We start from the raw sequence: 26548 nt of genomic DNA, 5'->3' as shown, positions 1-26548 counted from the left end.
TTTGGACTCAATACGGCACAATATAATGCAATCGTGGCAGCTGCGGCCCGTTCCGATTTTTTTTGCGGGTGAACTAAATGCGTTCGGTCACGCCGATCGATGGCAGTTCAAGCAAGGCATTCCTGGCAGTGGAGTTAGCACTGATCCAGGTGACAGGGCAATCACCTTCGATCCTTCATGGAGCGAATCGCCGGACGTTTTCGCCACCACGCTGGCGCATGAACTCGGACACGCCATGCTGCCCGGCGGTACTGGAGACAAGGTTAACGCAACGAATCCAGACCTGGCCATTGCGAACGGACTTTCGGACGAAGGCGTAGCGTTGGTCTCCGAATACATCGTGGCCGCCCAGTTAGGCCTGACTGGCGGGGCGGCCGGGCACATGCACTCCGATGGAAACAGCGTACTCACGCAGCAGCTGAATCAGCTTGTGCTGTCGATGGGAATCAATGTCGACAGTGTGTTATTTGGCTCCGCCGCGGCTCAGAGGCTCGCCGCGCCCGGCTCCGCACCGGTCGATGCAGCGGGCCAGTTCTATGGCACGCTCCACCCGTCCATCGCCCAGTATCTGACCTACACCGAGTACTACGCCGACTGGTGGATCGTCAGTCACTGCGGCATGGATCCGCGGAACGTCGACTGGAACAAGCTCCAGGGGCCAATGATCACGTACACGGAAAACACCGTCAATGGCCAGCTTGTGTGCTCGGTTGATACGAAAGCCGTTCCCTTGTTGAATGGGACATGGCTGATGATCAACGGCGACATATCACTGAATGGCGCCGTTACGACAACCTTGTTCGGCTCCAACGGTCAGCTTACGGAACAGGCGAAGTTCGACTACACGGGTTTCAAAACGCAGGACGTATTTTACGGCTTGAATGGCAAGGCCACGCAGCAGTACAACTTCAACCTGGACAATAGCTATACCGAGTACGATTTCAGCGCCGACGGTTCGCAGACTGCCAGTGTGTACGGCGCGAACGGCCAGATGACCGAATACGCAAAGTTCAACGCGAGCGGCTTCAAGACGCAGGACATCTTTTACGTCAACGGCAAGGCCACGCAGGAATACGACTTCAAGCTCGACAACAGCTACACGAAGTACGACTTCGCCCTGGATGGTTCGCTGACAGCGACGTTGTACGGCGCGAACGGCCAGATGACCGAGTACGCCAAGTTCAACACTAGCGGCTTCAAGACGCAGGACATCTTCTACACTAACGGCAAGGCCACACAGGAATACGACTTCAAGCTCGACAACAGCTACACGAAGTACGACTTCGGTGCCGACGGCTCGCGTTCAACATCTACGGGTCCCAGGTGCAGGATACTTATCTCGGTGCGGATGGAAAGGCTACCAAGTTGCTCGACTTCAATCTGGACGGCAGCTACGCTTCACACGTATTTAACGCCGATTGCTCACAGATCGCGGCGCTGTTTGGCACCAATGGGCAGATTACCGAATACGCAGCCTTTACCGCCAGCGGCTTTAAATCGCAGGATATCTTTTACAATCCAAACGGCACGCCGAAACAGGAGTTCGATTTCAATCTTGACAACAGCTACGTTTCACACACTTTCAGTGGGGCGCAGGAACTGATCGGGGCATTTGGTTCGAACAACATCATCCACGACTACTACCGATACTCATCGAACAGCCTCGCTGAGCACGACTTTTTTGACGGTATCGGTCGTGAGATTGAGGCCGACCGCTATAATTTACTCGGCAATCTGACTGGTTTCACCCAGTTCAAGTACAACAATGACGGCACCTACTTTTCCAACAACTACGATCCGCAGGGTCACTCGACGGGGCAGTCCCAATACACCGGGAACGGAGCCCTTATTCAGCACGACAGTATTTATATCCCCGGCCTAGCCAACACTGGGTGGAGTTTCCAGATCTGATCTAGCTTTATGCGCGCACAGCCGATGGTTTCACAAAGGCCTTCGGCTGGTGCAAGGCGACGTCGCAGCAGGCCACGACAGTCGTACGGATTCGTGCAATGTCGAATCTGTTGCGATGAAAGCAAAGGTCCCGGGCAAAATGCCTCATAACAATGCTCTATGTTCGTGAGAAATGGCGCCTGCCGAAAGGCGCGGTCCGTTGCATCGACTGCATCGTGCGGGCCGGATCGTTGCCATTGGGTGCGACTGCACGGCACCCACGCGTTCACAGTGGAAGCGCCTATCCGCCCAGGGGTTCGGTTGTTGCCAAGGAAACATGGGTAGAGTTCGAAGCGAACCTCAACGGCCGCGTTCCGCTAAGCCAGAACGACGACGATCGAGCGCAGCGCATGCGGGATGTGCGATCGGGCAAGAAAGAAGCATCGCTAGCAGGGAAAAGGCGAGGCAAGTTCACACGAGCGCCAACCAAGCAACCCCTCACCCCGCGCGCCGATAAACAACCACGTCCCCCTCAACCCGCACCGAAACCCGCTCTCCCACGCGCGGCAACCCGTACCCGGTAAGCCTCACACGCACAGCCCGCTCACTCGCCTCAAGCCTGAGTCCCACACTGGCATCGTGCCCAAAAAACGTCACGTCCTCGACAACAGCCCGTAGTCCATCGTCCCTCTCGCCGCCGCGTAAAACGCGAATCTGCTCGGGCCGAATCATCACGTCCACGTCGCCCGTCACCGCACCATCCGGCAACGCCAACCGTCCCATCTCGCAGTCCACTTCGCGACCCATCGCCACGCCCGGGAGCAAGACCGCATCGCCGACAAACGATGCCAGCGCAGCCGTCGCCGGCCGCCGATAAATCGCCTCGGGCGTCGCCGTCTGCACCAGCCGTCCCTGCCACAACACCGCGACCTCGTGGCCCATCGAAAGCGCCTCGGCCTGATCGTGTGTGACGAGCACCGCCGTCGCGCCCGCGGCTTCGAGCGCATTCGCGACGGCCTGCCGCGTTTCGATACGCAACGCGGCATCGAGCGAGGAAAACGGCTCGTCGAGCATGACAAGTGTCGGCGCGGGCGCAAGCGCGCGTGCAAGCGCCACGCGCTGCTGCTGACCGCCGGAAAGGGCCTGCGGCGCGCGATCGCCGAATGAAGCCGGCAGCCCGACGAGTTCCAGCAATTCATCCACGCGATAGCGCGCCCGGCGTTGCGCACGCGGCAAGCCGAAGACGATGTTATCGGCGACCGAAAGATGCGGAAACAGCGCGCCTTCCTGCGGCACATAGCCGATGCGCCGCTGTTCCGACGGAACATGCAGGCCATCGCCCGCGATCCGCCGCCCGTCGATCTCGATCGTGCCCGCGTCGGCGCGCTCGAAGCCGCATAGCAGACGCAACAGCGTGGTCTTGCCGCTGCCGGACGGACCGAGCAGCGCAAGGAGCGAATTGCGCGCCACCGACAAATCGATACCGTGCAGCACCGGATGCCCATCGAACGATTTCGCCAGTCCGCTGACGCGTAGTTCACTCATTGTGTTGTTGTCCAGTCGGTGCCAAGCGCGAACCTAGCACCGCCGATTTGCCGAGCAGCGCGAACAGCAGCCCCGACGCGCCGAGCGAGATGCCGACAAGCAGCGCCGCATACGGCGCGGCGGCGGCAAAAGCGAGGGTGGACGTATCGCTCCAGACTTGCGTCGCGAGCGTGCGCGTGCCGATCGGCGAAAGCAGCAAGGTTGAATTGAGTTCGGTTGCGACCGAAATGAAGACCATCGTGGCCGCCGCGCCGAAACCGGGTCCGGCGAGCGGCAGCAGCACGCGCCGCGTCGTCTCGCGCCAGCTCAGGCCGAGCGAGCGCGCGGTCTCTTCGAGCCGCGGCTGGGCCTGCGTGAAAGCGGCGCGCACGCTGACGAGCGCGAGCGGCATGAACAGGATCGCGTACGCCACGACCAGGAGCGCCGCGCTTTGATAAAGCGGCTGCAACGCATGCACGGCGAGCGAGACGATGGCAAGCGCGACGACGAGGCTCGGCAAGCCCTGCGCGATGAACACGATCCGTTCGAACGACGTCGCGAGGCGGCTCGGAAAGCGCACGAGCAAAAACGCGAGCGGCACGCAGAGCAGGGTCGTCACGATGGCCGCGACGAATCCGTAGCCAAGCGACGCGAGCGTCGAGGAAAGCAGCAGTTCGGGCGAGACCTCGGCGGGCGTCACGGCCGCTGCGCCGCTTTGCGTGAGCCAGAAGCCGATCATGCCGACCGGCACGCCCAGCGTCACGATACTCAAGGCCGCGAACGCCGCGACGATCACCCATCGCCACGGGCCGAGTTCGTAGCGCAACGCGGCGCGGCGCGTGCCGCGATCGATGCGTTCGTAGCGCGCCGCGCCCCGCACGCGCATTTCGAGCGCAAGACACAGCAGACACAACGCGATCAGAAGACACGCGAGCACCGACGCGCCGCTGCTGTCGAAACTCGTGCGGAATTCGGCGTAAATCTGCGTCGTGAAGGTGCGAAAGCCCAGCAGCGTGAACGCGCCGAATTCGGACAACACGCCGAGCGCGACGAGCAGCATTCCGCCGAAGAGCGCTGGCCGCAATTGCGGCAGCACGACGCGAATGAACACCGCGAACCGGCCGCATCCGAGTGAGCGTGCGCTTTCTTCGAGCGCGGGATCCATGTTGCGGAGCGCGGCCGCCACGGGCAGATAGACGAGCGGAAAATACGCGGTGGTGATGACGAGGAGCGCGCCTTCGAAGTCCTGCAGATCGAGGCTCAGCGAGACCCACGCATAACTCGTGATGAACGCGGGCATCGCGAGCGGCGCGACGGTAAGTCCGGCCCAAAGTCGCCGGCCGGGCAGCCGCGTGCGCTCGACGAACCACGCCGTTGCCGTGCCGATCAACGCCGACGCGAGCGTCGCGGCGAGCGTGATTTCGAGCGTATTGACGAGCAGTTCGCCGACCAGCGGCCGGAAGATCAGTTCGACTGCATCGTCCCAGCCGAACATGACCGCGCGATACAGCGTGAAGGCGAGCGGCAGCAACACGAGCAGCGCGGCGAGCGCCGCGCCCGCGAAGAGGCCGCGCGGCGTGCGCTTCCTGCCTGGCGCCGCCGGGCGGCTAGAAGATGCCGCGGCGGCCTTCACGACATCGGACATTTATAGCAGGCCGGCCTGACGCATGAGCTTGGCTGCTTTGCTGTCGTCGCCGAGTTGTTCGACGGTCAGCGCGGGCGGGCTCAACTGATCGAACGGCTTGAGCAGCGGATCGGGCGAGACGCCGGCGCGCAGCGGATATTCATAGCCGATACGGCTCTTCGCCATCAGTTGCTGCGCGCGGTCGCTCACGAGATACGCGAGGAACTGCTGGCCGACGTCCTGATTCTTGCTCGACTTCAGCACGGCCGCGCCCGACACGTTCACGAGCGCGCCGACATCGCCATGACCGAAGTGATAGATCGCGCTGCGCGTCGCGCTGTCGCCGAGTTGCACATGCAGGCGCGCCCAGTAGTAGTTGTTCACCACGCCCGTCGCCACGCCGCCCCGATTGACGGCGGCGACCACGCCTTCGTCGTCGTCGAAAATTTGCGCGTTGGTCTTGAGGCCCTTGAGCCACGTCAGTGCTTCGGCGTCGCCCTTCATCGCGATCACGGCGGAGACCACCGGCAGGAAGTCGCCGTCGCTCGGGGCGATGCCGACGCGGCCCTTCCATTCCGGCTTCGCCAGATCGAGCAGCGAGGCCGGCAATTGCGCGGCATCGAGCTTCTTCGTGTTGTAGACCAGCACGTTTTCACGCGCGACCACGCCGACCCAGTCGCCCTGCGGCGCGTTGTAGCGCGTCGGGATTTCGGCGAGCGTCTTCGGATCGGTTTTCGCCAGCATGCCCTTTTCGGCAAGCAGCATCAGTTCAGGCGAGTTCTCAGTGAAGTAGACATCGGCGGGCGAAGCCGGGCCTTCCGCGACGAGCTGCGCGGCCATCGCCGGGCCTTCGCCGTTGCGCACCTTGACCGAGACGCCGCTTGATTTCTCGAAATCCTTCGCCAGCATATCGACGAGTTGTTCGTGCTGCGCGTTGTAGAGCGTGAGCGTCGCGGCGCTCGAATCGAGCGGCAGCGCGGCGGCCGTGGTCACGACGGCGACGCTGCAAAGCTGCGCGAGAAGGCGCAGCGGCGGGGTGAATCGCGTGTTTTTCATTTGAATGATTCCCTTGAGTCTTCGTGAACGCCCGCTTTTCGCCGGCGTCCGTTTCTTTAAGCCTGGAACAATCCCGCGCCGATGAACGAGCCCTCGGCCGCGCCCGGCGGGCACGCGAACACGCCGCTGCCGATATGCGTCGTGAACTGGTTCATCATGTCGAACTTGGCAAGGCGGTCGTTGATCGGAATGAAGCCCGTGCGCGGATCGCTCTGATGCGCGATGAAGAGCAGCCCGGCGTCATACTCGATTTCCTGACGCCACGGCGGCCAGCGTTCGATATAAAAGTCGGTGCCGTCGTTGTACGAATACGAGCGACGCAAAATTTGCGCGCCGTTGTTCGACGCCTGATTCGAGAGCCGGACGTGCGAGTTGTCGGGAATCTGCGGATTGCCGTCGTGATCGACCGCGTCGAGATCGACCGGATCGAACTCGTTCTCCTTGCCGATCGGCGCGCCGCTGTACTTCTCGCGGCCCATGACCTGCTCCTGGAACCCGCGCTCCATGTTGTCCCAGTGTTCAAGCGTGATGCGGATCCGCCGCACGACCGTGTAGGTCCCGCCATGCATCCAGGGCGCGTCGGGGCCGGTCGCCCAGACGAACTTGTTCATCAGCGGCGCTTGCGAGGTCTGCGGGTTGTTGGTGCCGTCCTTGAAGCCCATCAGGTTGCGCGGCGTCTGCCCGCGCGGACCCGACAGGAAACCGGCCTGTCCCCAGCGCACCTGCGCCGCGCCGTAACCCATGCGCACGAGCTGGCGCACGGCATGAAAGGCGACCTGCGCGTCGTTGGCGCAGGCCTGGATCAGGATGTCGCCGCCGGTTTTCTGCGGGATCAACTGGTCGCCGTTGAAGCGCGGGAGATCGACCAGCGCGGCGGGGCGGCGCTGCGCCACGCCATAGCGGTCTTTGCCCGCCGACGTGAAGACGCCCGGCCCAAACCCGAACGTGATGGTCAGGCCCGCTGCGCCCATGCCGAGCACGTCGGCGGAATCGGGCGCGGATTTGTCGTCGGTGGGAAGCGGCTTGGCCGTTTCACCTCGCGCGAGCCGCGCCGAAGCCTCGGTCCACGCGTGCAGAAGTCCGATGAGATCGTCGCGCTTCTCGGTCACGAGATCGAGCACGGCGATATACGTGTGACTCTGCTGCGGCGTCACGATCCCGCCCTGATGCGTGCCGAAAAACGGCTCGACCACCTGCTGCGGGTCGATGAACGCGGGCGTGTTCTTGACGAGCGCAGCCTTCGCCGTCTGCGCCGCTTGCGCGGCGTGCGCCGTGCCGAGCGTCGCGCCCGCCGCGATGCCGGCCTTCAGAAAGCGCCGGCGCGGTGGATCTTGATCGTGGGTCATGGTGTTGCCTCTTGCCTGTCTCGCCTGTCTTGCCCTTCTTGCCTACTTCGCGAGCACGAGCGTGTTGACATCGTCCTGCACGTAATAGAAACCGTCGCCTTCCGGCGTCATCGCGATACCGAACAGGTCGCCGTTGCCGGGCGGCGACTGCGCCTTGTCGGTATCGATCCAGCGCGCGTAGATCTGCTTGCCCGTCTGCGGGTCGATTTCGACCACCTGACCGTTCAGCGCGTTCGTGACGAGCAAATGACCGTTGGGCGCGGTGACCATCGCGAGCGGCCGATGCAGCAGGCCGTCGGCGGTCAACTGGCGGCCGGTGCCCGCGCTCGTGTCGCGCGTCATCGGTTCGTCGATTTCCGTCACGCGGTTGCCGATTGCATCCGATACATACAGCAGCTTCTGGTCGTTCGAGAGCGCGAGTCCGGTCGGTCCGACGAGGAACACGCCCTTGTCGGCCTGCGCGCCGAAGTTGCTGCCGATCACCGTCTGCTGCTTCACGACGGGCGGCTGACCTTGGGGAACATCGAGGTCGAGACGCAGCACCGTGGCTTGCTTGAACACAGGCGGATTGCCGTCCGCGCCGCCGACACCGAAGCCCGCCATGCTGATGAAGAGCGTCGCGTGGTCGCCGTTGTCGACGACCGCCATGTTGCCCCACGGGTCGTTGATGTTCTCGCCCACAATCGTCGATGCCACCTTGCCGTTCGAATCCAGCACGATCAGGCAGCCCGCGCCCTTCGTGGTGGTCGTGCCGTCGTTGCTCGGCGTGCTGCCGACGATCACCCAGCCCGACTTGAGCATGGTCATCGCCGTGGACAGGCCGATTCCGCCCGGGCATCCCTTGAGATCGCGCGGGACGGTGGCGAACGTGGACATCTGCTTCGTGTCCGGGTGGTAGTTCACGATCGTGCTGCCGGTGCCCTGCAGGTTCGCGGCGTTGTTGAAGTTGCCGATCAGCACATCGCCCTGCTTGATCGTGCCCGCCGACGCCGGCGCGACGACGAGCGCGTAGGGGTTCTGGTCGCCGTTGTCGGGGACCGTGTTGATGAGCGTGGTGTGACGGTGCAGCGTTTCGAGGAAACCCTGCGGCTCCGCGTGCGCCGCGGCACTTCCGAAGAGTGCCGCCAGCGCCGCGATTGCGATTCCTGCCTTGATCTGTTTCATTGAAATAACCCGGTCCGTGCGCTTGACGCGAACGCCGCTCAGAAAGTGATGTTGGTGCGCACGCCGATCACGAACGTATTGCGCAGCGCTTGCGTCGGGTCGTTCGGATTCTGGCCGGCGCCCGCGTTGAACGTGTATTGCATGTCGCCCTGGACGATCCACCACGGCGTGACCTGATACTGGTACGTCGCTTCCAGCATCGTTTCACTGGTGCGCACGCCGTAGGGCGACGGGGTGATCGCGCGGTTGTCGAGGTCGAGGTCGTGAACGTGATTGCCGACCTTGATGTACGCCACGCCGAGGCCGACGCTGTCGTTGTCGCGGCCCGCGAACGGCGCCTTCATCACCACGCCGACGTTCGCGCTCACGCTGACCAGATTGCGGTCGCCCGGCGCGCCCATCACGCGCGCGAACACGCCGACACTGCGCGATTCGTCCGGGTCCGGGCGCCACACCATCTGGTCGGCGACCGCGTAGAAGCTGTAATTGCCGCGATGCGATTGCGGTGCGCCCGCGTTGGCGTTGCTGAGCGAGAGGCCCGATGCGTCGTAACGCTGATCGTCGAAACTGCCGGTGTTGTACCAGAAGCCGACCTTGTAGGTGCCCGGCAAACCGTTCTGCGGCATCCCGACCATATCGCCGTCGGACGGCTGGTTGATCGCGTACTGCAACTCGCCGATCCACAACGCGCCGTTATGCAGGTTGAAGTTCGTGCCGCTCATGTTGTCGGGATTGTTGCCGAGCGGATCGCCGTCGTAGACGCCGGCGAGCGCCGTCAACGTCGGCGTGATCTGTCCGCGAACCCGCGCGCCGAGCGCGGACAGCGGATACGCCGGACCGCCCGACGGCATGTCGTAGGACGGCAGACCCGGCCAGCCGAACATCGTGCCGATGAACGTGGCCGCGTACTGGCTGACCATGAATTCCTGGTCGATACTTTGTTGCCCGACCTTGATATCCACGCGCTTGTTCAGGAACGACTGCTGATACCAGAGTTCCCAGAGACGCGTGGATGCATCGGTCGCGATCCCGCTCGCCGTGTTCAGCGTGCCGAGATTGTGCTCGCTGAGATTGCGGCCGTGGATCTGCAGCATGCTCACGTTGAACGTGCCGCCCGGCAGACTGAACGCCTTTTGCGTATCGACACCCAACGTGACCGTCGTGAGACCGTCGTAGGTCGCGCCTGTTTTCAAACCGCCGCGCACGTTGCCGAGATACTCGGAGGTTTCGGTGGCTTGCAGCGTCACACCGTATTTGCCGAGCCAAGGGCGCACGCCGCCCATGTCGCCGAGCAAGGTGGAGCGTGTCCACACGCCGGTCCACTGGCCGGCCGGTTGCGCCTGAATGTTCAGGTCGGCTTCCGGTGCGTCGGAGGGCGTGGCGTCGGGATTGGCCGATGCGGCGAAGGTCGCAGACGACGCGAGCGCGAGACACGCCACGCTCGTATTGAGCCAAGCGCGATGCCGCGCGGGCCGGCGCCGTTGCGCCGGCGCGGCGAGCGAATGCCCGTGCGATCCGCGAAAAATGAACAGGGCGGGCTTCATCAGAATCCTTTGTTTTTGTCAGCGAACGCATCGTGCGATCGCTTTCTTCTTGAGACTTTCTTCAGACGCGACGGGCAATGTTCATGTCCCACCGGCGATGAAATCGTACTCACGCAAAGTGCCGGGGTCAACACAAATAAGAACGATTCGCATTTGCATTACTGCCTGATTTTTCAATGCTTTCGGAGAGGAAACAAAATGGAGGATGGGCGCGCTTATTCGTCGGGGCGGCGTAAGGTAATTCTGTGGATAGCGCGCTTAAATGATGCGATGGGTGACGGCGAAAACGCCCGCGGACGCGATGCCGCGTAGCCGCTTCCGGCGCGTCCTAGACGAGTTCTCAAACGAGCTTGAGCACCACGCCGTAATTGGACGGCACCGCGATGCCGATCCATTGATCGGACGCAGTGACGGTTATCGGCCCTTGCGTTCCTTCGATCAATTCGGCCCATTGCCCGGCTTGCGGAAACGGCAGCCATATCGTGGCGTTCGTGTCCGAGAAGTTGATCGCGATCAGCACGTCCTCGGCGGCCTGGCCGCCGTTCGGATCGGCGCGCCGCCGGAACGCGATCACGCTCTGCCGCAGATGATCCGGGTCGGCGTAATAGAAGAAAAAGCCGCGGCTCCCGAGCGCGCGAAGCGTGCGGCGCAAGGTGCCCATCTTGCGGTAAAGCCGTACGAGCGCGTGGCCGGCGTCGTCGTAGAAGTATTCCCAATGGAGCGGACGCGCCAGAAGATTGCGCCCGAGTCCGCTGTCCGGAAGGCCCCAGTTTTCCGCGAATTCCTGCCCGTGCCAGAGCATCGGAATGCCTTTGCCGGCATACAGCGCGATGACGAACGGCTGAACCTTGTAATAGCGGCTGCGATCGCCGAAGTGCTGGCCGAGCAAATCGATTTCATTCGACGCGCCGAATTGCGTGATGAAGCGCGGATGATCGTGCGTTTCGACATACTGAAACGGCGCGACCGGAAAGACGTCGCCATTCGACGCGTGCTGGTTGGGATAGCCGAGGAATTCCGGATCCAGTTGATGCGCGAACTGTTCGGCGACGCCGCCGCCATGCGCGATTCCGTTCGCCAGATCCATCATCGCGTTTTGCCATGCGCAACTCGAATACGTTTTCGAGAGGATGCCGATCGGGTCCGGCAGATGTTCGGCGCATTGAATGATGCGGCTTGCGTTATCGGCTTGAAAGCGCGCGATGGTTCGCGAATGCTGATAAGTCTCGTAGACAAGATCCGCGTAGCCTGATCCGGTCGGGCCGTCGTACATGCCCGGCACGAAGTCGTAGCGAAAACCATCGAGGTGATATTCGTCCAGCAAGAACACATTCAACTGGAAAAAGTAGTCGCGCGTGAATTGCTTGCGATAGTCGGTGCCGGCCCAGTCCGCGAAGAATTCGCCTTCGAAGCGCCCGAGCATCGGGTTCGGCTCGCCCGAATCCGCATACACGACGTTGTAGGCGAACTCGGGATGCGTGTGCGCATAAACGGAATCCAGAATCACGGCGATCCCCCGCTGGTGCGCGGCATCGACCAGACGCTTGAGGCCGATCGGGCCGCCCAGACGCTCGTCCGGAGCGAAGTAATCGAGCGGCGTGTAGCCCCATTCCACTTCTTCCTTCACGTTCGACACCGGCATGAGTTCGAGCACGTTCACACCGAGTCCCGCGATGTAATCGAGTTGCAACGCCAGTCCGTCGAAGTTCTCGTTGAACTCGCGCACGTTGACTTCATACACCACCATCCGGTCGATCTCGGGCGTGACGAACGCGGCGTCGGTCCACGCGAACGGTTGCGCGCCGGCGTCGAGCGTGACGACCGAAAGCGTGCCGAGTCCGGTCTCGCGCGCGAACGGGTCGGCGAACCATGCGGCAATCGAATTGCCGTCGCGTCCGATCAATTGATAGCGATACAGATAGCGTCCGTCGCTGCCGAAGTGACTCGGCGCGGGATCGCGATCGACGGGAATCGTGACGGTCCAGAGATCGTTTTCGGAGCCGCCGGTCCAGTTCATCCAGAAACTGCGCGGTTCGATGCCGCGGACGAATTGATCGCTCTCGTGAATTACATGGAGCTTCACCCGGTAGCCTTTGTCGAACGTGATGCCCGGCAAGTAGATGCCGAAACGCACGGTCCACGCGTTCGCCGCTCCGCGCTCGGGATGAGCGCCGACTTCGTCCAGCAGGATCATGGGGACACTCCAGGTCGACGCGTGGACGCATACCGGGACCGAAGCGGTGCGGCGGCGCGGCGCTCGATAAGCAAGACGGTTGTCGTGCGGCGTTTCTTCAAACGCTGCCGCCATGCGCCTGAAGTACCGGCTTACTTTAGGCGATGCGTGCCGTTTGTCCCACTAGACGCAGCGATTGCTTACGTGGAAGCTAGCCGAAATGCGCGAGACAGACACATCGCGATCGCGCGACTCGAGACGCGGACTGGAGACACCATGAGCGCAGGGTTTCAATATCCGTTCCCCACGTCCGCGCGCGGCGCGGCACGCGGCAAAATCGTCAGCGCGCGAGAAGCGGTCCGGTTGATCCGGCCGGGCAACACGCTCGCGACAGGCGGCTTCGTCGGCATCGGGTTCGCGGAAGAAATCGCGATCGCGCTCGAACAATTGTTCCTGGAGTCGAAGGATTCCGCAGCGGATTATCCCCGCGACCTGACGCTCGTGTACGCGGGCGGACAGGGCGACGGCAAGTCGCGCGGGCTGAATCACCTCGCGCACGAGGGTCTGGTGCGGCGGGTGATCGGCGGGCATTGGGGACTCGTGCCCGGTTTGCAGCGTCTCGCGATGGACGGATCGATTGAAGCGTACAACTTGCCGCAAGGCGTGATTTCGCAGTTGTTCCGCGATATCGCCGCGCACCGGCCGGGCCACTTATCGACCGTTGGGCTTGGCACGTTCGTCGATCCGCGTCACGGCGGCGGCAAGCTCAACGCGCGCACGACCGAGGATCTGGTGAGCCTCGTTTCCATCGACGGCGCGGATTGCCTGCTCTACAAGACGCTGCCGATCGACGTGGCGATCGTGCGCGGCACGACGGCCGACGCGAGCGGCAACATCACGATGGAGAAAGAGGCGCTAACGCTCGAAGCGCTCGCGATAGCGATGGCCGCGCGCAATTCCGGCGGTATCGTGATCGCGCAGGTCGAGCGGATCGCGGAAACGAATACGCTCAATCCGCGTCAGGTGAAGATACCCGGAATCATGGTGGATTGCGTGGTTCTGGCGAAGCCCGAGAACCACTGGCAGACGTTCGCCGAGCCGTACAGTGCCGCGTTTTCCAGCGAATTGCGCGTGGCGGCGAGTTCGGTAGCGGGGATGGCGTTGAACGAACGCAAGGTGATCGCCCGACGCGCCGCTTTCGAATTGATGGCGAATAGCGTGGTGAATCTGGGGATCGGCATGCCGGAAGGCATCGCGAGCGTCGCTAACGAGGAGCAGGTGATCGACCTTTTCACGATGACGACCGAGCCGGGCGTGATCGGCGGCATTCCGGCGGGCGGGCTGAATTTCGGCGCGGCGTCCAACACCCAAGCCATCATCGACCAACCCTACCAGTTCGATTTCTACGACGGCGGCGGCCTCGATATCGCGTTTCTCGGTCTGGCGCAGGCCGACCGCGAAGGCAATCTGAACGTCAGCAAGTTCGGGCCGAAACTCGCGGGCGCGGGCGGCTTTATCAACATCAGCCAGAGTGCCAAGAAGGTGGTCTTTGTCGGCACTTTCAACGCGGGAAATCTGGATGTCCTGATTCAGGATGGACGGCTCAAAGTGCTTCGCGAAGGGACGTGCCGGAAGTTCGTGGAGGCGGTCGAGCATCGCACGTTCAGCGGCCGTTATGCGAGCGAGCGCGGCCAGCCGGTGCTGTACATCACCGAGCGCTGCGTGTTTGCGCTGACGCCGGCGGGCCTCGAATTGAGGGAGGTTGCGCCGGGGATCGATGTCGAGCGCGATATCGTCGCGCAGATGAGCTTCATGCCCATCATCAAATCGCCGCCGCGCCTGATGGATGAGCGCATTTTCGTGCCCGGCCCGATGGGATTGCGCAGCGTGTTGCTGCGCCTGAAGCTGAGCGAGCGGTTTAGCTACGATGCCGTGCAGAATATTCTGTTCATCAATTTCGAAGGACACGAAGTTGCGACACTCGACGACGTCGACGCGATCCGCCACGAGGTCGAGGCGAAGCTGGCGGGCCGCGCGGCGCGCCCGCACGCGGTGGTCAATTACGACAATTTTTCGATCCGGCCCGAAGTCCTCGACGATTACTCCGCGATGGTCGCGGCGCTCGTCTCACGCTTCTATGCCGATGTCACGCGCTACACAACCAGCAGTTTCCTGCGCATGAAGTTGGGCGCGGCGCTTCAGCGGCGAAGCGTCGCGCCGTATATCTATGAAAGTCCTGAGGAAGCCGAGGCGCACGAGCGTGCGCGTCTCTGAGATTTGGTTCAACAGATGAATCGCGCGCATCGCGTGTAACTGCTACAACGCCGCGCGATTTTATTCATGGAAGGGCCGAAACAGACGTTCCGCGTCGAGTGGAAATTACTTACGGACGCGCGCCAAGGCCGAAACGCTTTTACCGATCGACCACGAAAAAGCGCCGGCAAATGCCGGCGCTCGCTACTACTTATTCAGTCCCTGCGTTGTCAGGATACCCGGCCGATTTACGGCTGGCTTTTCTTGATCTGTTCCTTGGTGTCGCCAACCTGCTTGCGGACTTCGCCGGCGCCTTGCTGTAGTTGGCCTTTGGCTTCTTGAGCCTTGTCGCCGGTCGCGCTGCCGACGACTTCGTTCAGCTTGCCCTTAACCTTTTCACCAGTTCCCTTGACTTGATCCTTGTTCATCGCAAACCTCCGCTTATCGGGTTGTGTGGGCCAGGTCGGCCGCATCTCATTCAATGCAAAATGCGGGCCTGCCCGTGTTGCGGCGGCGTGCGAATTGTCCCCGAAAGCAGGCGACGCGATTATTCCGCGCATTTTTAGTTACGCGATGTCGATTTCATCGTCTTATGTTCGTCGTCAGTGAAACCCAGGCATTTACAGGTAGCCGACGATGACGCTCAAGCTCTATGCCCATCCGATTTCCGCTTACTCGCAGAAAGTGCTGATCGCGCTTTATGAGAACGGCACGCCATTCGAGTGGCGCATGTTGTCGGAAGACAATCCGGACGCGTTGCGGGAATTCGCGGCGCGATGGCCTATCAGGCGTTTTCCCGTACTCGTGGACGGCGAGCGCACCGTGACCGAGGCGACGATTATCGTCGAGCATCTCGGGCTGTATCACGCGGGGCCGGTGCGGCTCCTGCCTGAGGATCCGCGCGCCGCGATCGAAGTGCGCGGCATGGACCGCTTCTTCGACAACTACATTTCGACGCCGGTGCAAAAGATCGTTTATGACAGCATGCGGCCGGAAGCCGAACGCGACGCGCTCGGTGTCGCCGACGCGCGCGCGATGCTCGACACGGCGTATGCGTGGCTCGACACCACGATGGCGGATCGGCAATGGGCGGCGGGCGATGCGTTCAGTCTCGCCGATTGCGCCGCCGCGCCGTTCCTTTTCTACGCCGACTGGGTGCATCGGATCGATGCCGCGTTTTCGCATGTGATTGCGTTCCGGCAGCGCTTGCTGGCGCGGCCATCGGTTGTCCGGGCGGTCGATGAAGCGCGCCCGTACCGGCCGCTGTTCCCGCTCGGCGCGCCCGATCGCGATTGATTCACTTTCCCAGAAGGAGACTCATCATGCCGCAAGCTCCCGCTCTCACGCCTGCCGCCGAACTCGTCAAGCGCAATGCGTTGAGTTATCCAAACGAAAGCGACGCTTACCGGCGCGCGCGCAATGCGCTGCTTGTCGAGGAAATCGAACTTCGGCGGCATATCGAGCGCGTCGCCGAACAGCGCCGCGCGTTGCCGCCGGGCGGCGAGGTGGTTGCGGATTATCGCTTTCAGGGCGAAGCGGGACCGGCCGATTTCGCCGCGCTCTTCGGCGATAAAGACACGCTCGTCGTCTACAGTTTCATGTTCGGCCCGCAACGCGAACGGCCGTGCCCGATGTGTACGTCGCTCTTGAGCGCGTGGGACGGCGAAGCCGTCGATGTCGGGCAGCGCGTGTCGCTCGCGGTCGTGGCGCGCTCGCCCATCGAGCGTCTCGTCGCGTTCAAGAAGGAGCGCGGCTGGCGCGGCCTCACGCTGTATTCCGACCTCGACGGGCGCTACAGCCGCGACTATCGCGCAATCGGCGAGGGCGAGGGCGAGGGCGAGACCGACGACCCGGCGCTGAACGTCTTCACGCGCCGCGACGGCACGATCCGCCATTTCTACGGCGGTGAGATGACGTTCGCCACCGCCGATCCGGGACAGGATCCGCGCGGCGCACCCGACTTGATGCCGATCTGGACGATTCTCGACATGACACCGGAAGGTCGCGGAACGAACTGGTATCCGAAGCTCGAATACCGGAATTGAGCGTGCTTTCCGACCCGGCGCCGACCCGCGAGGAATCGACGAAGCCGCTAGAATGAAGTCCGCCGTCCGGCCGATGCGTCGGACACTCTTGCGATTTCCTTTCTACGGTTTCCGGAATGATCGATTCGTCTGCTGTGGTGGCTGTTTTCTCCGTGTACGTGGCGGGCGTGATGATCCCCGGCCCGAATTTCGTCGCCGTCGCGCACAAAGCCGCGTCCGGAACACGCTCGGACGCGCTGGCGCTCGTCGCGGGAATTGTCGTGGTCAGCCTGTTCTGGGCCACTTGCGCGATCCTGGGCATCGGGATCGTGTTCGCCGTTTTTCCGTGGCTCGCGCTTGCCGTGAAGATTGCGGGCGCGGCTTATCTGTTCTGGTTCGGCTTGCGCTTGATCGTCAAGGCGCGCGATATAAGCGAAGGCGATGGCGGCATGAATCCGGTGCGCTCGCGGTCCGCGTTTTTACAAGGCGTCGCGACGAATATCTCGAACCCGAAATCCATCGCGTTTTTCGCGGCGATATTCTCGGCCGCCACGCCAGCGCACGTTTCGTTCGAAACATTCTCGGCGATGCTTGGAATGGTCGCGATCACCGCTGGCGGCTGGTACGGTTTTGTTGCGCTGATTTTGTCGCAGGCGACGATGGCCTCGGGCTATCGCCGATTCAAAAAGTGGATTGACCGCGTATGCGGCGTGGCGATTGTCGGTCTGGGCATTCGACAACTGATTCGCTAAGGTTTTGCCAGCATGAAAAAACGGGCGCTTTCGCGCCCGTTTTTCGTGGATCGCCAAGCGCGTTTTAGCGCAGACCACCACCGGCCAGAAGTTGCTCGCCGGTTAGCCAGCGGGCGTCGTCGGAGGCCAGGAACACGGCGATGTCCGCGATATCGCGCGGCTGGCCTAGCCGGCCGAGCGGCGTCTGGGCGACGGTCGCGGTATCGAAATCCGAGCCGATAAAGCCCGCACCCTGCGTACCTTCGGTCACGACCATGCCCGGATTGATGCCGTTCACGCGAATCTGGCGCGGGCCGAGTTCACGCGAAAGCACGCCGGTGATCGCATCGACCGCGCCTTTGGTGCCCGTGTACACGGCGCTGCCGGGCGGCGTGATACGGCTCACGACCGAGCCGATATTGATGATGCTCGCGCCTTCGCTAAGATGCGGCACGGCAGCTTGCGTGGTGAGCAGGAGGCCGAGCACGTTCACGTTGAAGTGGCGGTGAAAATGCGCTTCCGTAATGTCTTCGATATTCGAGAACTCGTACACGCCCGAGTTGTTCACCAGAATGTCGAGGCGTCCATACGTTTCGATCGCGGTATCGATAATGCCTTTCGCGTCCGCAGCTTGCGAGACGTCGCCGCCGACCGCGACGGCTTTCCCGCCTTCCGCCTGAATCGCCGAAACCACGGCGTCGGCGCCCGAGCGGCTGCTCGCATAATTCACGACGACCGACGCGCCTTGTGCCGCGAGCGCCTTCGCAATTGCCGCGCCGATACCTTTCGATGCGCCAGTGACGACGGCGACTTTACCTTTGAGCTTGTCCATGACCGTTTCCTTTGAGTGATGTCGTGTTGAGCGAGGAGCGGCGCCATCGATCAAGCGTCGCGTCCAACACGAGCCAATCTACGCAACCCGGCGCGCGGGAAAAAGGTGCTGAGAACAAACAGACTCAACGGCAAATCCGAATAATCCCCGGAGCAATCTTGTAAGCGAATGCAGAAGACGTCCTGAGCGCTCGCGTCGTGAAGATCAGCCGATGGCCGCGTCGAAGTCGACCGAGATACCGTCGGCGTCGGAATACGACAATCGGATCGCGTGCAATCCTTGTTCGGCGGCCACGCGCACGAGCAACTCGCGCGAAAGCACGGGCAGGATTTGCTGATCGAGCAGACTGTCGATATTGCGCGCGCCGGAATCGGGCAGGCGGCAAGCGCGGACAAGTTCCTCAATCAGCGCGTTGTCGCAGATGAGCGGCACGCCGAATTTCGCGTTGATTCGCCGCGCCACCTTGTCGAGCTTCATTTTCACGATGCGGGCCAGCGCTTCGCTCGATAGCGGCCGGTACACGACGGTCTGAAAACGCGCGAGGAGTGCGGGCTGGAAGTGCGCGACGAGTTGCGGGCGGATGGCTTCCATCAGCGCGCTGCTTGGAACGTCGTCGGCGGCCGGTTCAAGCGCATCTCCTCTCTCGCTCGCGGTATTTTCGGCGAGGTCGGTGACCGCCATGATCTGCTCGCTGCCGAGATTCGACGTCATCAGGATCACGGTGTTCCGGAAATCGACGATGCGTCCTTCGCCATCGCGCATGAAGCCGCGATCGAAGACCTGATAGAACAAGTTCAGCACATCGCGATGCGCCTTCTCGACTTCGTCGAGCAGGGTCACCGAGTACGGACGCTGCCGCACCGCCTCGGTCAGCACGCCGCCCTGTCCATAACCGACATAGCCGGGCGGCGAGCCTTTCAGTTGCGACACCGTGTGCGCTTCCTGATACTCGGACAGATTGATGGTAACGAGCGAGCGCTCGCCGCCGAACATGAGATCCGCGAGCGCACGCGCCGTCTCGGTCTTGCCGACACCGGACGGTCCGACCAGCAAGAACACGCCGAGCGGCGCTTCGTCGGATTTGAGGCCCGCCTTGGCCGCGCGCAAGCTCTTGCCCAGCGCTTCGAGCGCGTCTTCCTGACCGACCACGATCCGTCCGAGCCGCGATTCCAGTTCGAGCAAAGTGGCGAGTTCGTCGGAGAGCAGGCTGCCGACCGGCACGCCCGTCCAGTCCGCGATCACGCCTGCAATCGTGGATTCGTCCACTTCCGCGTGGATCAGCGCGTCCTGGCCGTCGCGCGTCAACGCGTCGTGGGCCCGTTTGATCGACGGGAGCAGGGCGCGCTGGGCCGCTTCGTCCCTGGCTTCGCGCCATTGCGTGCGCCGCGCGAATAGAGTGCGCGCCGCTTCTCTTTGCTCGGCCAACGCCGCTTCGAGTTGATCCAGTTCGAGTTTCAGCACGGCAAGACGCGTGTCGATGGCGGCCAGCCGGTCTTCCGATCTCACCGACGTCGCGCCCTCGTCCTGTGTCAGCGCCGTGCGCTCGACCGCCAGCGCCGCCTGCTCGGCGCGGCGCGTGGTGATGGACACAGGCGTTGCGTCGATGCTCATGTTCACCCGCGCCGCCGCCGTGTCGAGAAGATCGACGGCCTTGTCCGGCAATTGCCGGCCCGTCAGATACCGTCGCGACAAACGCACGGCGGCGACAATGGCCGCGTCGGTAATGTGTACGCCGTGATGCTGCGCGTAGCGATCCTTCAGGCCGCGAAGCATCAAACACGCGCCGGCATCGTCCGGTTCGTCGACCTTGACCATCTGAAAGCGCCGTTCGAGCGCAGCGTCTCGCTCGAAGTATTGCTTGTATTCCGACCACGTCGTCGCGGCAATCGTACGCAGTTCGCCGCGCGCGAGCGCCGGCTTCAGCAGATTGGCCGCATCCGCGCCGCCCGCCGTGTTGCCCGCGCCGATCAGCGTGTGCGCCTCGTCGATGAACAGCAGAATGGGCGTGGCCGATTGCTGCACTGCCTCGATCACGTTCTTCAAGCGCTGCTCGAACTCGCCTTTGACGCCTGCGCCGGCTTGCAGCAGGCCGAGATCCAGCGTGAGAACGCTTACGTCGCGAATGGCCGAGGGCACGTCGCCCTCGACGATCCTGAGCGCCAGCCCTTCGACCAGCGCCGTCTTACCGACGCCCGGCTCGCCGACCAGGATGGGATTATTTTTGCGCCGCCGCGCGAGGATATCGACCATCTGGCGGATTTCCACGTCGCGTCCGAAGACCGGATCGATCTTGCCGTCGCGCGCTTTTTGCGTGATGTCGATGGTGAACCGTTGCAATGCCGCCGATTCGGGCTGGCCCGGCACCGCTGGGCGGTTTTCCTCGTCGCTTGCCGGCGCTTCGGCCGTTTGACCGGGTGCTTCGACCGACACGCGGTCCAGTTCCGGCGTCAATCGCTCGATCTGGACCGAGGAAACCGAGAGCAGCTGCCATGCGCCGGGCGCGCGAAGGAGATGGGGCGTATCGGCGAGTGCTGCGAGCACGTGCGCCGAACGGATTTTCGGCTCGATCCCGGCCGAGGTGTTCTCGAGCGACGCGCGCAGCCACGCGGCTTCGAGCAGCGCGCCGAGGCGTTGCGAAAGCGAAGGCTTCGCGCGCAGTTCGTGCGGCAGCCGGTCGATCGCGGCAAGAAGGCCGTTCCAGATCGCGTCGGTATCGAGTTCGTAACGCCGCACGATGGTGACGAGATCGCCTTCGCCGAGTTCAAGCAGCTTGATCAGCCAATGCTCGATCTCGATTTCGCGATGCGCGCGCGTTTCGCACAGGCTCGCCGCGTCGGCGAGCGCGCGGGCGCAGTGATCGTTCAGGCGGCGCAGGAATGGCGAAAGGTCACGAGCGGTCATGGAGTGGGCGAAGAAAAATTGAAAAACGCACGAACCCGCGTGCTGCGGATTCGTGCGCCCAGCCGATGCGCAAGCGTTCGCGGTATCGGCGACTAAGGCGCTGAAGCGCTTAAGCGCGCTCGTTCCAGCTATCGGTATGGATGATGTTGCCGTCTTTGTACGACCACGTGATCTTCTCGTAGCGCAGTTCGATTTCTTCGAGGTGGTTGTGCTTCTCGTAGGCCGGGTTTTTGATGTCGAGCATCTTGGGCGTCACGGCCACGACCTTGACGTTGTCGAGCATCGTGTTGAAATATTCCTTTTCCTTGCCGGCGTCGTCGATCTTGTACCACTTGAGTTCGATCGACTTGAGCGTCTGGCCGCTCGTCACGGCTTTGTACAGATACGGCGTCGCCGCGTCGGTTTCCTTCGTGAACTTGACGGGCTTGTGTACGCGCGTGCCCGTGAGCTTCCCGGTGTTGTTGTCGGTCGGAATGTTGACGCCATGATCGAACGCGACCACTTCGACACTGCCTTCACGGCCGGTGACGGTGACCGAACCCTTGATGTCCGCGCCGCCGTCGTCCTTGATCCACATGTATGCCGGAATTGCCATTTTTTTCTCCTTCTAGTTGAATGAACAGGCCGTGTGGCCCTTTGGGGTGACACTGTCTTGCTGATCGTCGCGGCAGTCGGGAACGAGCGTGATCTCGACGCGCCGATTCAACGCGCGGCTCGCTTCCGTGTCGTTGCCGGCTTTAGGGCGAGTGTCGCCATAGCCCTGAATGGCGAAGTGCGAGGGCGGGATGCCCGACGCATCCGCGAGCCAGTCGCGCACCGACGCGGCGCGGGCCTCCGACAGCGCGAGATTGCTCGCGCGACTGCCGGATGAGTCCGTGTGTCCCGCGATCAGCACGCGCTTGTCGGGGTGCGCCTTGATCATGTCGAGCGCGCCAACCAGCACGCGGTTCGAGCCCGCACTCAGCACCGCGCGGCCGCTCTGGAAGAGCGACAGGCTGCTGAGTTCGATAGTCGACGGATCGGGCGGCGGCGGTTCGTAACTGGCGATCAGCGCGTTGGCGACCGGCAGCAACGCGGCCCCGCGATAAAAGCCCAAACCGAGTCGCGGCGGCACGCCGATGCGCGCGTAACGGTCGAGTTCGTCGCGATCTCGCTTCACGATCGTCAGCGCGTCGAGCCGCGCTGCATCGTGCGCGGGCTGGATGGCGCGATAGTCCGACATGTGCGCCCTTATCCGCCCGACGAGTTTTTGGTTCTGCCACGCCGATGCCGCGCACGCCGCACAAAAGAACGCCGCGAGCCAGACGAAGCCGTGGGCGAGTGCGCGCGGCAATGTTCGACGCACGGGCTGCGGGGCGATGCCGCGAATCAATGGATCGGGCAGTGGCGCGCGTCCAGGCGTGGCGCTTGCCGGGTTTGACGCGGCCGGCCGTCCGAGTCCGGTCGTCTCCGCGATAAATCTCGCAAGAAGCGTGTCCGGCATGACCGCGCCTTCGAGCGCCGTCACGCCGAATGCGGCGATTTCAACGGGCCGCGCGGCGTTCTGCACGCGGGTGAAGTACGGAAGAACGGCAGTACCGGCCCAACGCGCAAGCGCATCGAGCCGCGCCGCGCGGTAGGCGCGCAATTCGCGGTCGACAGGCACGGCCATGCGGACGTACTGTGTCAGTTGTGACGCGATCACAGCCGGAACAGCGTTGATTTCGAGTTTTCGCGCGCCTGAAATGCCAAACCACGGACAATCGTCGGCGGTAGGGTTCGCTTCGTTTTCGTACACACCGATGCACACCGGCAATGGATAGGCGATAGCGCGCCCTGCCTCACCGATCGCGGCGCGCCACTGCCGGATATTCGCGGCAAGCGTTGCTGCATCGGCTGCATCATTCGCGTCGAGCAGATACGCAAACGCGTCCGGACCCTGGCCGTCACGCCAGCGCTTGAGCGCATCGGCGAGATACATGAGGCGTGCCGGCTCCGCCACGCGAACCCAGATGGCGGTATCCGTGATGCGGACAAGTTCCTTCGCAAGCGCACGACTGACGATCGACTCAGACGCGCCGCCGACTAGTACGAGCGGCGTATTGCGCGCAATATCGGCGGGCAACGTCGCGAGCGCGCCGTCGAGCGCTTGCAGCACAAGGCTCGTGGCTTCGCGCCGGGCGCGCAACCGCCGCGTTGCGATCGCGATTCCGATAGCCGCGGCTACCACCAGACATACGGCGCAGGCCACGTCCCAACCGAACGGCCAGGGCGAAAAGAGGGTGATCCAGACCAGCGATAACGCGGCGATTCCGACGATCATCGTCCGGTGCGGGTACCCGTTCAAGTCTCGTCCCATTAGTTCGCGAGCCGGGCGATAGCAGCGGTCAACCACTGTTCGAGCGCGATATAAACCGCAGCGGCGACGACGCCTGCAATCGCAACCAAGGCGATCGGTGACACGTGGCCGAACCAACGGCGGCGGGCCGGCGCCTCGGCGATCAGCACCGTGCTCGCAATGTCGCGATCAGCGTCGACGCCCAGTTGTTGATCGATCGAACGCACTAGCGTGTCGCGCGCGTCCGCGCCGTTCAGGACGAATTTGCCCGTGAAGCCCAGACCTAGTACCGCGGCAAAGATACTCATCAGGGCAGGCGCTGGCTGAGTGTCGGCCAGCCGCTTCTCGATCCTCTTAATCAGTTCCTCACCCGCGTCGTGGGTGTGAAACTGGCGCACCTGTAACGGCTCGCGTTCCCACGCGTCGCGGTCGGTTCCTTGCAGGCGATGCAACGCCGTTTCGTCCAGCAACGCGCATTGTGCGTACAGCGCGTCCTCGACAACATCCGGCGCGTGGCCTGCGGCATCCAGTTCGTTGCGCAGACGCTCGACTTGTTGATCGCACTTCGAGCGAAACGACGCGAACTCGATTGGCATGGCTTCGTCCGCGAGCGTCGCCACGGTCAGCGCCGTGTCGCGCAACGCAACCGGCAAAAGACTCACGCTGGCACTCATGTTGGCCGCGCCGGGTTCAGTTCTGGCGATGCGCCGGGAGTGAACGCCGTATCGGCATTCCACTGCGGTGTTGCTGTTTTCATCGTGATGGCTCTGTGCGCGGACTACGCCGCTCGCGCCGCGCTCTCCATTGAATGCCCGGCTGCGCGGTGAACGTTGAGTCGCCGCGCTGCCGTACCGCTTTAGTTCTTGGCCTTCGGCATCTGTGAGACGAGCGAAAGGTTCATATCCATTCCTTCAATCTGAAAATGCGGCACGATGAAGAGCTTCACGCGGAAGAAACCGGGGTTGTCCTCGATATCCTCCACGATGACTTTGGCCTCGCGCAGCGGATGTGATGCTTGCAATTCATCGCCGGGGTCGGTCATCTCGGTGACGAGCGTCTTGATCCACGCGTTGAGTTCCAGTTCTAGCAGGCGCCGGTCCTTCGTCGTACCGATGTTCTCGCGCTGGATAAGTTTCAGGTAGTGAGCGATGCGCGAGAGCAGGAAGATGTACGGCAGACGCGCGTTGACCCTGCTGTTCGCGGTCGCTTCCTTGGTGTCGTACAGCGCCGGCCGCTGCGCCGAATGCGCCGAGAAGAAGCAGGCGAAATCGTGATTCTTGTAGTACGACAGCGGAATGAAACCGAGATTGGCGAACTCGAACTCACGCGTTTCCGGAATCAGCACTTCGGTCGGAATCTTTGCCTGATTGCCTGTACCAAGGTCGTAGAGATGGATGGGCAGGTCTGGCACCAGGCCGCCCGCTTGCGGACCGCGAATCTGGACGCACCAGCCGTTATCGGTGAAGCTCTTCACCATGTTGGCCGCAAACGCGAACGACGCGTTGGCCCACAGGTAACGGTCGTGATCCGGACCCTTGACCGCTTCCGTGTAGTTGAACGCGCGCACGGGAACCGTTTCCGGGCCATAAGGAAGACGGGCCAGGAAGCGCGGCAGCGTCAGGCCGATATAGCGCGCGTCGTCGGATTCCCGGAAGCTCTTCCATTTGAGGTATTCGGCGCGATCGAAATAGTTGCCGATGTCGCGAATGCTCGCGACCTCTTCCATGGAGTCCTTGCCGAAGAACTTCGGCGACACGGAGCCGATGAACGGCATGTGCGCGGCGGCCGAAACCTTGGAAATGTTGCGAAGCAGTGCAATGTCCTGCGCGCCACGGTCGAACTCATAGTTCGAGATGATCGAGCCGATCGGCTGGCCGCCCGGGGTGTCGTATTCCTGGATGTACGTATGGAGATAAAGACCGCTTTGAATGATTTCCGGCGTGTCTTCGAAATCCTGTCGCAGCGCGTCCTTCGAGACGTCCAGCACCTCGATCCGGACGTTCTTGCGGAAGTCGGTACGATCGACCAGAAATTTCAGGCCGCGCCATGCCGATTCGATCTGCTGGAACGTATCGTTATGCATGATCGCGTCGAGCTGCGTGCTGATCTGAAGATCGAGTCGCTCCATGTGGAAATCGAGCAGGTTCTTGTCAAGCCGCTCGACTTGCTGCGACGACTCTTTGATCATCTTCAGAAACACGTTCATCGCCTGCGCGACGCGTTCGTCTAGCGACGACTCGGACAGGGAATCGGCGTTCTGGAAGGAGTCGAAGGGGCGCGTTGACGTCACAGGCGTCAAATTGATCTTCTCGCAAAGCGACGCGTACACGCTTTTGCCGGGTGCATCCAGCACGACTGTATCTGCCGCTGCCGACTCGTGGGCACGGGTTTCGTTCTTGGCCATTTGGGCGATTCCTCGAAGGTGGACGGAGCTTATTGAGCGGAAGTGGCGGTCTGGACGATGCCGTTCAGATCAGCGCGCAGACGCTCGGTCATGGCCGGATCCTTGAGGATTTTTTCGAGTTCGCGACGGAACGTGGCGTTGTCGAGAAGGTTCGAGCGCAGATCGCGCAGAAGATTGCGCGCGGCCATCAGGGCACGAAGTTCCGGCACTTTGCTCGCGACGACGTCGGGCCGGAAGTCGTCCATGGACTTGAAGTCGAGGTCGATGGGCAGTTCCGTACCGTCGCCCGCCAGTGTGTTTTCGACCGCGATTTTGGCTTTCGGGTTGTAGTCCGCGAGCACCGAATTGAAGTTGTTCTTGTTGATGTCGACCTTGGCGCGTTCGGCGAGCGCGCGGGAATCCTGGCCGTTGCTGTAGTCGCCCATTACCAGAAGCTTCAGCGGCAGTTCGACCTTCTTCTGCGCACCGCCGGTGTGCAGGTCGAGTTTGATATTGATGCGCGCTTTGGGCACTTCGTTTTGAAAGCTCTCTGCCATCTTCGGTTCCTTCGGTCTTTTAGGTATGGGGGTGATAAAGCTCATCTCGCCCTAATAAGTATCACGGCCAGACAATCCACGAATCTACGAAACTTCCTAGAAATACGGAGTACGAAATATATTTCGACATTTGACAATTCAGTTGAAATCGAGAGGCGCAAAGCGGCTATGTTCGATACTTGTATGCCTTCACGAACCGGCGCGTTTGGCCCGCGGTTTCCATGCGCCG

20 protein-coding genes are annotated in these 26548 nt (G+C 62.4%); 5 read left to right on the top strand and 15 right to left on the bottom strand.

The window, feature by feature from the left end:
• Positions 1-25: 25 nt before the first annotated feature.
• Positions 26-1603 carry a toxin-antitoxin system YwqK family antitoxin gene (locus AC3D25_RS21885; RefSeq protein WP_488890572.1) on the top strand — a complete coding sequence of 526 codons (1578 nt, stop codon included), beginning with the start codon at positions 26-28 and terminating at the stop codon, positions 1601-1603.
• A gap of 785 nt (positions 1604-2388) precedes the next feature.
• Here the strand turns inward: AC3D25_RS21885 and AC3D25_RS21880 are convergent.
• The 7 genes from AC3D25_RS21880 to AC3D25_RS21850 form a co-directional block, all read right to left on the bottom strand.
• Entirely contained in the window at positions 2389-3435 is a 1047-nt protein-coding gene (locus AC3D25_RS21880) for an ABC transporter ATP-binding protein (RefSeq protein WP_488890571.1), read from the bottom strand.
• Positions 3428-5059, bottom strand: a complete 1632-nt coding sequence (locus AC3D25_RS21875) for an ABC transporter permease (protein WP_488890570.1) — start codon at positions 5057-5059, stop codon at positions 3428-3430. Before AC3D25_RS21875 ends, AC3D25_RS21880 begins: the two co-directional genes overlap by 8 nt.
• Positions 5060-6094, bottom strand: coding sequence for an iron ABC transporter substrate-binding protein (locus tag AC3D25_RS21870; RefSeq protein WP_488890569.1), 1035 nt, complete (start codon positions 6092-6094; stop codon positions 5060-5062).
• A 56-nt stretch (positions 6095-6150) separates the two neighbouring features.
• Positions 6151-7440, bottom strand: a complete 1290-nt coding sequence (efeB, locus tag AC3D25_RS21865) for an iron uptake transporter deferrochelatase/peroxidase subunit (RefSeq protein WP_488890568.1) — start codon at positions 7438-7440, stop codon at positions 6151-6153.
• Between the two features lie 42 nt (positions 7441-7482).
• Positions 7483-8604, bottom strand: a complete 1122-nt coding sequence (locus AC3D25_RS21860) for a YncE family protein (protein ID WP_488890567.1) — start codon at positions 8602-8604, stop codon at positions 7483-7485.
• A 38-nt stretch (positions 8605-8642) separates the two neighbouring features.
• Positions 8643-10148, bottom strand: a complete 1506-nt coding sequence (locus AC3D25_RS21855) for a carbohydrate porin (protein WP_488890566.1) — start codon at positions 10146-10148, stop codon at positions 8643-8645.
• A 340-nt stretch (positions 10149-10488) separates the two neighbouring features.
• Positions 10489-12342 carry an alpha-amylase family glycosyl hydrolase gene (locus AC3D25_RS21850; RefSeq protein ID WP_488890565.1) on the bottom strand — a complete coding sequence of 618 codons (1854 nt, stop codon included), beginning with the start codon at positions 12340-12342 and terminating at the stop codon, positions 10489-10491.
• 255 nt (positions 12343-12597) lie between these two features.
• Between AC3D25_RS21850 and AC3D25_RS21845 the strand changes: the two genes are divergently transcribed.
• Positions 12598-14595, top strand: a complete 1998-nt coding sequence (locus AC3D25_RS21845; RefSeq protein ID WP_488890564.1) for an acyl CoA:acetate/3-ketoacid CoA transferase — start codon at positions 12598-12600, stop codon at positions 14593-14595.
• Between the two features lie 227 nt (positions 14596-14822).
• Here AC3D25_RS21845 and AC3D25_RS21840 read toward each other — a convergent pair whose 3' ends face one another.
• Positions 14823-15002: a CsbD family protein gene (locus tag AC3D25_RS21840; RefSeq protein ID WP_488890563.1), complete on the bottom strand. Its 180-nt coding sequence runs from the start codon at positions 15000-15002 to the stop codon at positions 14823-14825.
• Positions 15003-15210: 208 nt separating this feature from the next.
• Between AC3D25_RS21840 and AC3D25_RS21835 the strand changes: the two genes are divergently transcribed.
• The 3 genes from AC3D25_RS21835 to AC3D25_RS21825 all read left to right on the top strand — a co-directional run bounded on the left by AC3D25_RS21835 (position 15211) and on the right by AC3D25_RS21825 (position 17350).
• Entirely contained in the window at positions 15211-15870 is a 660-nt protein-coding gene (locus AC3D25_RS21835; protein ID WP_488890562.1) for a glutathione S-transferase family protein, read from the top strand.
• 26 nt (positions 15871-15896) lie between these two features.
• Positions 15897-16619, top strand: a complete 723-nt coding sequence (locus AC3D25_RS21830; protein ID WP_488890561.1) for a DUF899 family protein — start codon at positions 15897-15899, stop codon at positions 16617-16619.
• A 116-nt stretch (positions 16620-16735) separates the two neighbouring features.
• Positions 16736-17350: a LysE family translocator gene (locus AC3D25_RS21825; protein ID WP_488890560.1), complete on the top strand. Its 615-nt coding sequence runs from the start codon at positions 16736-16738 to the stop codon at positions 17348-17350.
• 64 nt (positions 17351-17414) lie between these two features.
• Here the strand turns inward: AC3D25_RS21825 and AC3D25_RS21820 are convergent, their stop codons facing one another.
• The 7 genes from AC3D25_RS21820 to tssB form a co-directional block, all read right to left on the bottom strand.
• On the bottom strand, positions 17415-18161 hold the full coding sequence (locus AC3D25_RS21820; protein ID WP_488890559.1) for a glucose 1-dehydrogenase: 747 nt from the start codon (positions 18159-18161) through the stop codon (positions 17415-17417).
• Between the two features lie 204 nt (positions 18162-18365).
• On the bottom strand, positions 18366-21062 hold the full coding sequence (gene tssH / locus AC3D25_RS21815) for a type VI secretion system ATPase TssH (protein ID WP_488890558.1): 2697 nt from the start codon (positions 21060-21062) through the stop codon (positions 18366-18368).
• 109 nt (positions 21063-21171) lie between these two features.
• Complete coding sequence (locus tag AC3D25_RS21810; protein ID WP_488890557.1) at positions 21172-21657, bottom strand: Hcp family type VI secretion system effector; 486 nt, start codon at positions 21655-21657, stop codon at positions 21172-21174.
• Between the two features lie 12 nt (positions 21658-21669).
• The gene (locus tag AC3D25_RS21805; protein ID WP_488890556.1) at positions 21670-23364 is read right to left on the bottom strand and encodes an OmpA family protein; all 1695 of its coding nucleotides are present in this window, start codon (positions 23362-23364) and stop codon (positions 21670-21672) included.
• 35 nt (positions 23365-23399) lie between these two features.
• On the bottom strand, positions 23400-24053 hold the full coding sequence (locus tag AC3D25_RS21800) for a DotU/TssL family secretion system protein (protein ID WP_488890555.1): 654 nt from the start codon (positions 24051-24053) through the stop codon (positions 23400-23402).
• 182 nt (positions 24054-24235) lie between these two features.
• Positions 24236-25783 (bottom strand): type VI secretion system contractile sheath large subunit, encoded by a 1548-nt coding sequence (gene tssC, locus AC3D25_RS21795; protein WP_488890554.1) that lies wholly within the window; start codon positions 25781-25783, stop codon positions 24236-24238.
• A gap of 29 nt (positions 25784-25812) precedes the next feature.
• The gene (gene tssB, locus AC3D25_RS21790) at positions 25813-26319 is read right to left on the bottom strand and encodes a type VI secretion system contractile sheath small subunit (RefSeq protein ID WP_488890553.1); all 507 of its coding nucleotides are present in this window, start codon (positions 26317-26319) and stop codon (positions 25813-25815) included.
• Positions 26320-26548 lie beyond the last annotated feature (229 nt).

Source organism: Caballeronia sp. SL1002, from assembly GCF_057814995.1.
This window is presented reverse-complemented; position numbering and strand designations above follow the sequence as displayed.

Excerpts from the sequence above, each read along its gene's own strand:
- AC3D25_RS21860 (WP_488890567.1), bottom strand. The coding sequence starts at position 8,604 with ATGAAACAGATCAAGGCAGGAATCGCAATCGCGGCGCTGGCGGCACTC.
- AC3D25_RS21800 (WP_488890555.1), bottom strand. The coding sequence starts at position 24,053 with ATGAGTGCCAGCGTGAGTCTTTTGCCGGTTGCGTTGCGCGACACGGCG.
- AC3D25_RS21825 (WP_488890560.1), top strand. The coding sequence starts at position 16,736 with ATGATCGATTCGTCTGCTGTGGTGGCTGTTTTCTCCGTGTACGTGGCG.
- AC3D25_RS21805 (WP_488890556.1), bottom strand. The coding sequence starts at position 23,364 with ATGATCGTCGGAATCGCCGCGTTATCGCTGGTCTGGATCACCCTCTTT.
- AC3D25_RS21835 (WP_488890562.1), top strand. The coding sequence starts at position 15,211 with ATGACGCTCAAGCTCTATGCCCATCCGATTTCCGCTTACTCGCAGAAA.
- AC3D25_RS21840 (WP_488890563.1), bottom strand. The coding sequence starts at position 15,002 with ATGAACAAGGATCAAGTCAAGGGAACTGGTGAAAAGGTTAAGGGCAAG.
- tssB (WP_488890553.1), bottom strand. The coding sequence starts at position 26,319 with ATGGCAGAGAGCTTTCAAAACGAAGTGCCCAAAGCGCGCATCAATATC.
- AC3D25_RS21885 (WP_488890572.1), top strand. The coding sequence starts at position 26 with ATGCAATCGTGGCAGCTGCGGCCCGTTCCGATTTTTTTTGCGGGTGAA.
- AC3D25_RS21845 (WP_488890564.1), top strand. The coding sequence starts at position 12,598 with ATGAGCGCAGGGTTTCAATATCCGTTCCCCACGTCCGCGCGCGGCGCG.
- AC3D25_RS21880 (WP_488890571.1), bottom strand. The coding sequence starts at position 3,435 with ATGAGTGAACTACGCGTCAGCGGACTGGCGAAATCGTTCGATGGGCAT.
- AC3D25_RS21810 (WP_488890557.1), bottom strand. The coding sequence starts at position 21,657 with ATGGCAATTCCGGCATACATGTGGATCAAGGACGACGGCGGCGCGGAC.
- AC3D25_RS21870 (WP_488890569.1), bottom strand. The coding sequence starts at position 6,094 with ATGAAAAACACGCGATTCACCCCGCCGCTGCGCCTTCTCGCGCAGCTT.
- AC3D25_RS21855 (WP_488890566.1), bottom strand. The coding sequence starts at position 10,148 with ATGAAGCCCGCCCTGTTCATTTTTCGCGGATCGCACGGGCATTCGCTC.
- tssC (WP_488890554.1), bottom strand. The coding sequence starts at position 25,783 with ATGGCCAAGAACGAAACCCGTGCCCACGAGTCGGCAGCGGCAGATACA.
- efeB (WP_488890568.1), bottom strand. The coding sequence starts at position 7,440 with ATGACCCACGATCAAGATCCACCGCGCCGGCGCTTTCTGAAGGCCGGC.
- AC3D25_RS21875 (WP_488890570.1), bottom strand. The coding sequence starts at position 5,059 with ATGTCCGATGTCGTGAAGGCCGCCGCGGCATCTTCTAGCCGCCCGGCG.
- AC3D25_RS21830 (WP_488890561.1), top strand. The coding sequence starts at position 15,897 with ATGCCGCAAGCTCCCGCTCTCACGCCTGCCGCCGAACTCGTCAAGCGC.
- AC3D25_RS21820 (WP_488890559.1), bottom strand. The coding sequence starts at position 18,161 with ATGGACAAGCTCAAAGGTAAAGTCGCCGTCGTCACTGGCGCATCGAAA.
- tssH (WP_488890558.1), bottom strand. The coding sequence starts at position 21,062 with ATGACCGCTCGTGACCTTTCGCCATTCCTGCGCCGCCTGAACGATCAC.
- AC3D25_RS21850 (WP_488890565.1), bottom strand. The coding sequence starts at position 12,342 with ATGATCCTGCTGGACGAAGTCGGCGCTCATCCCGAGCGCGGAGCGGCG.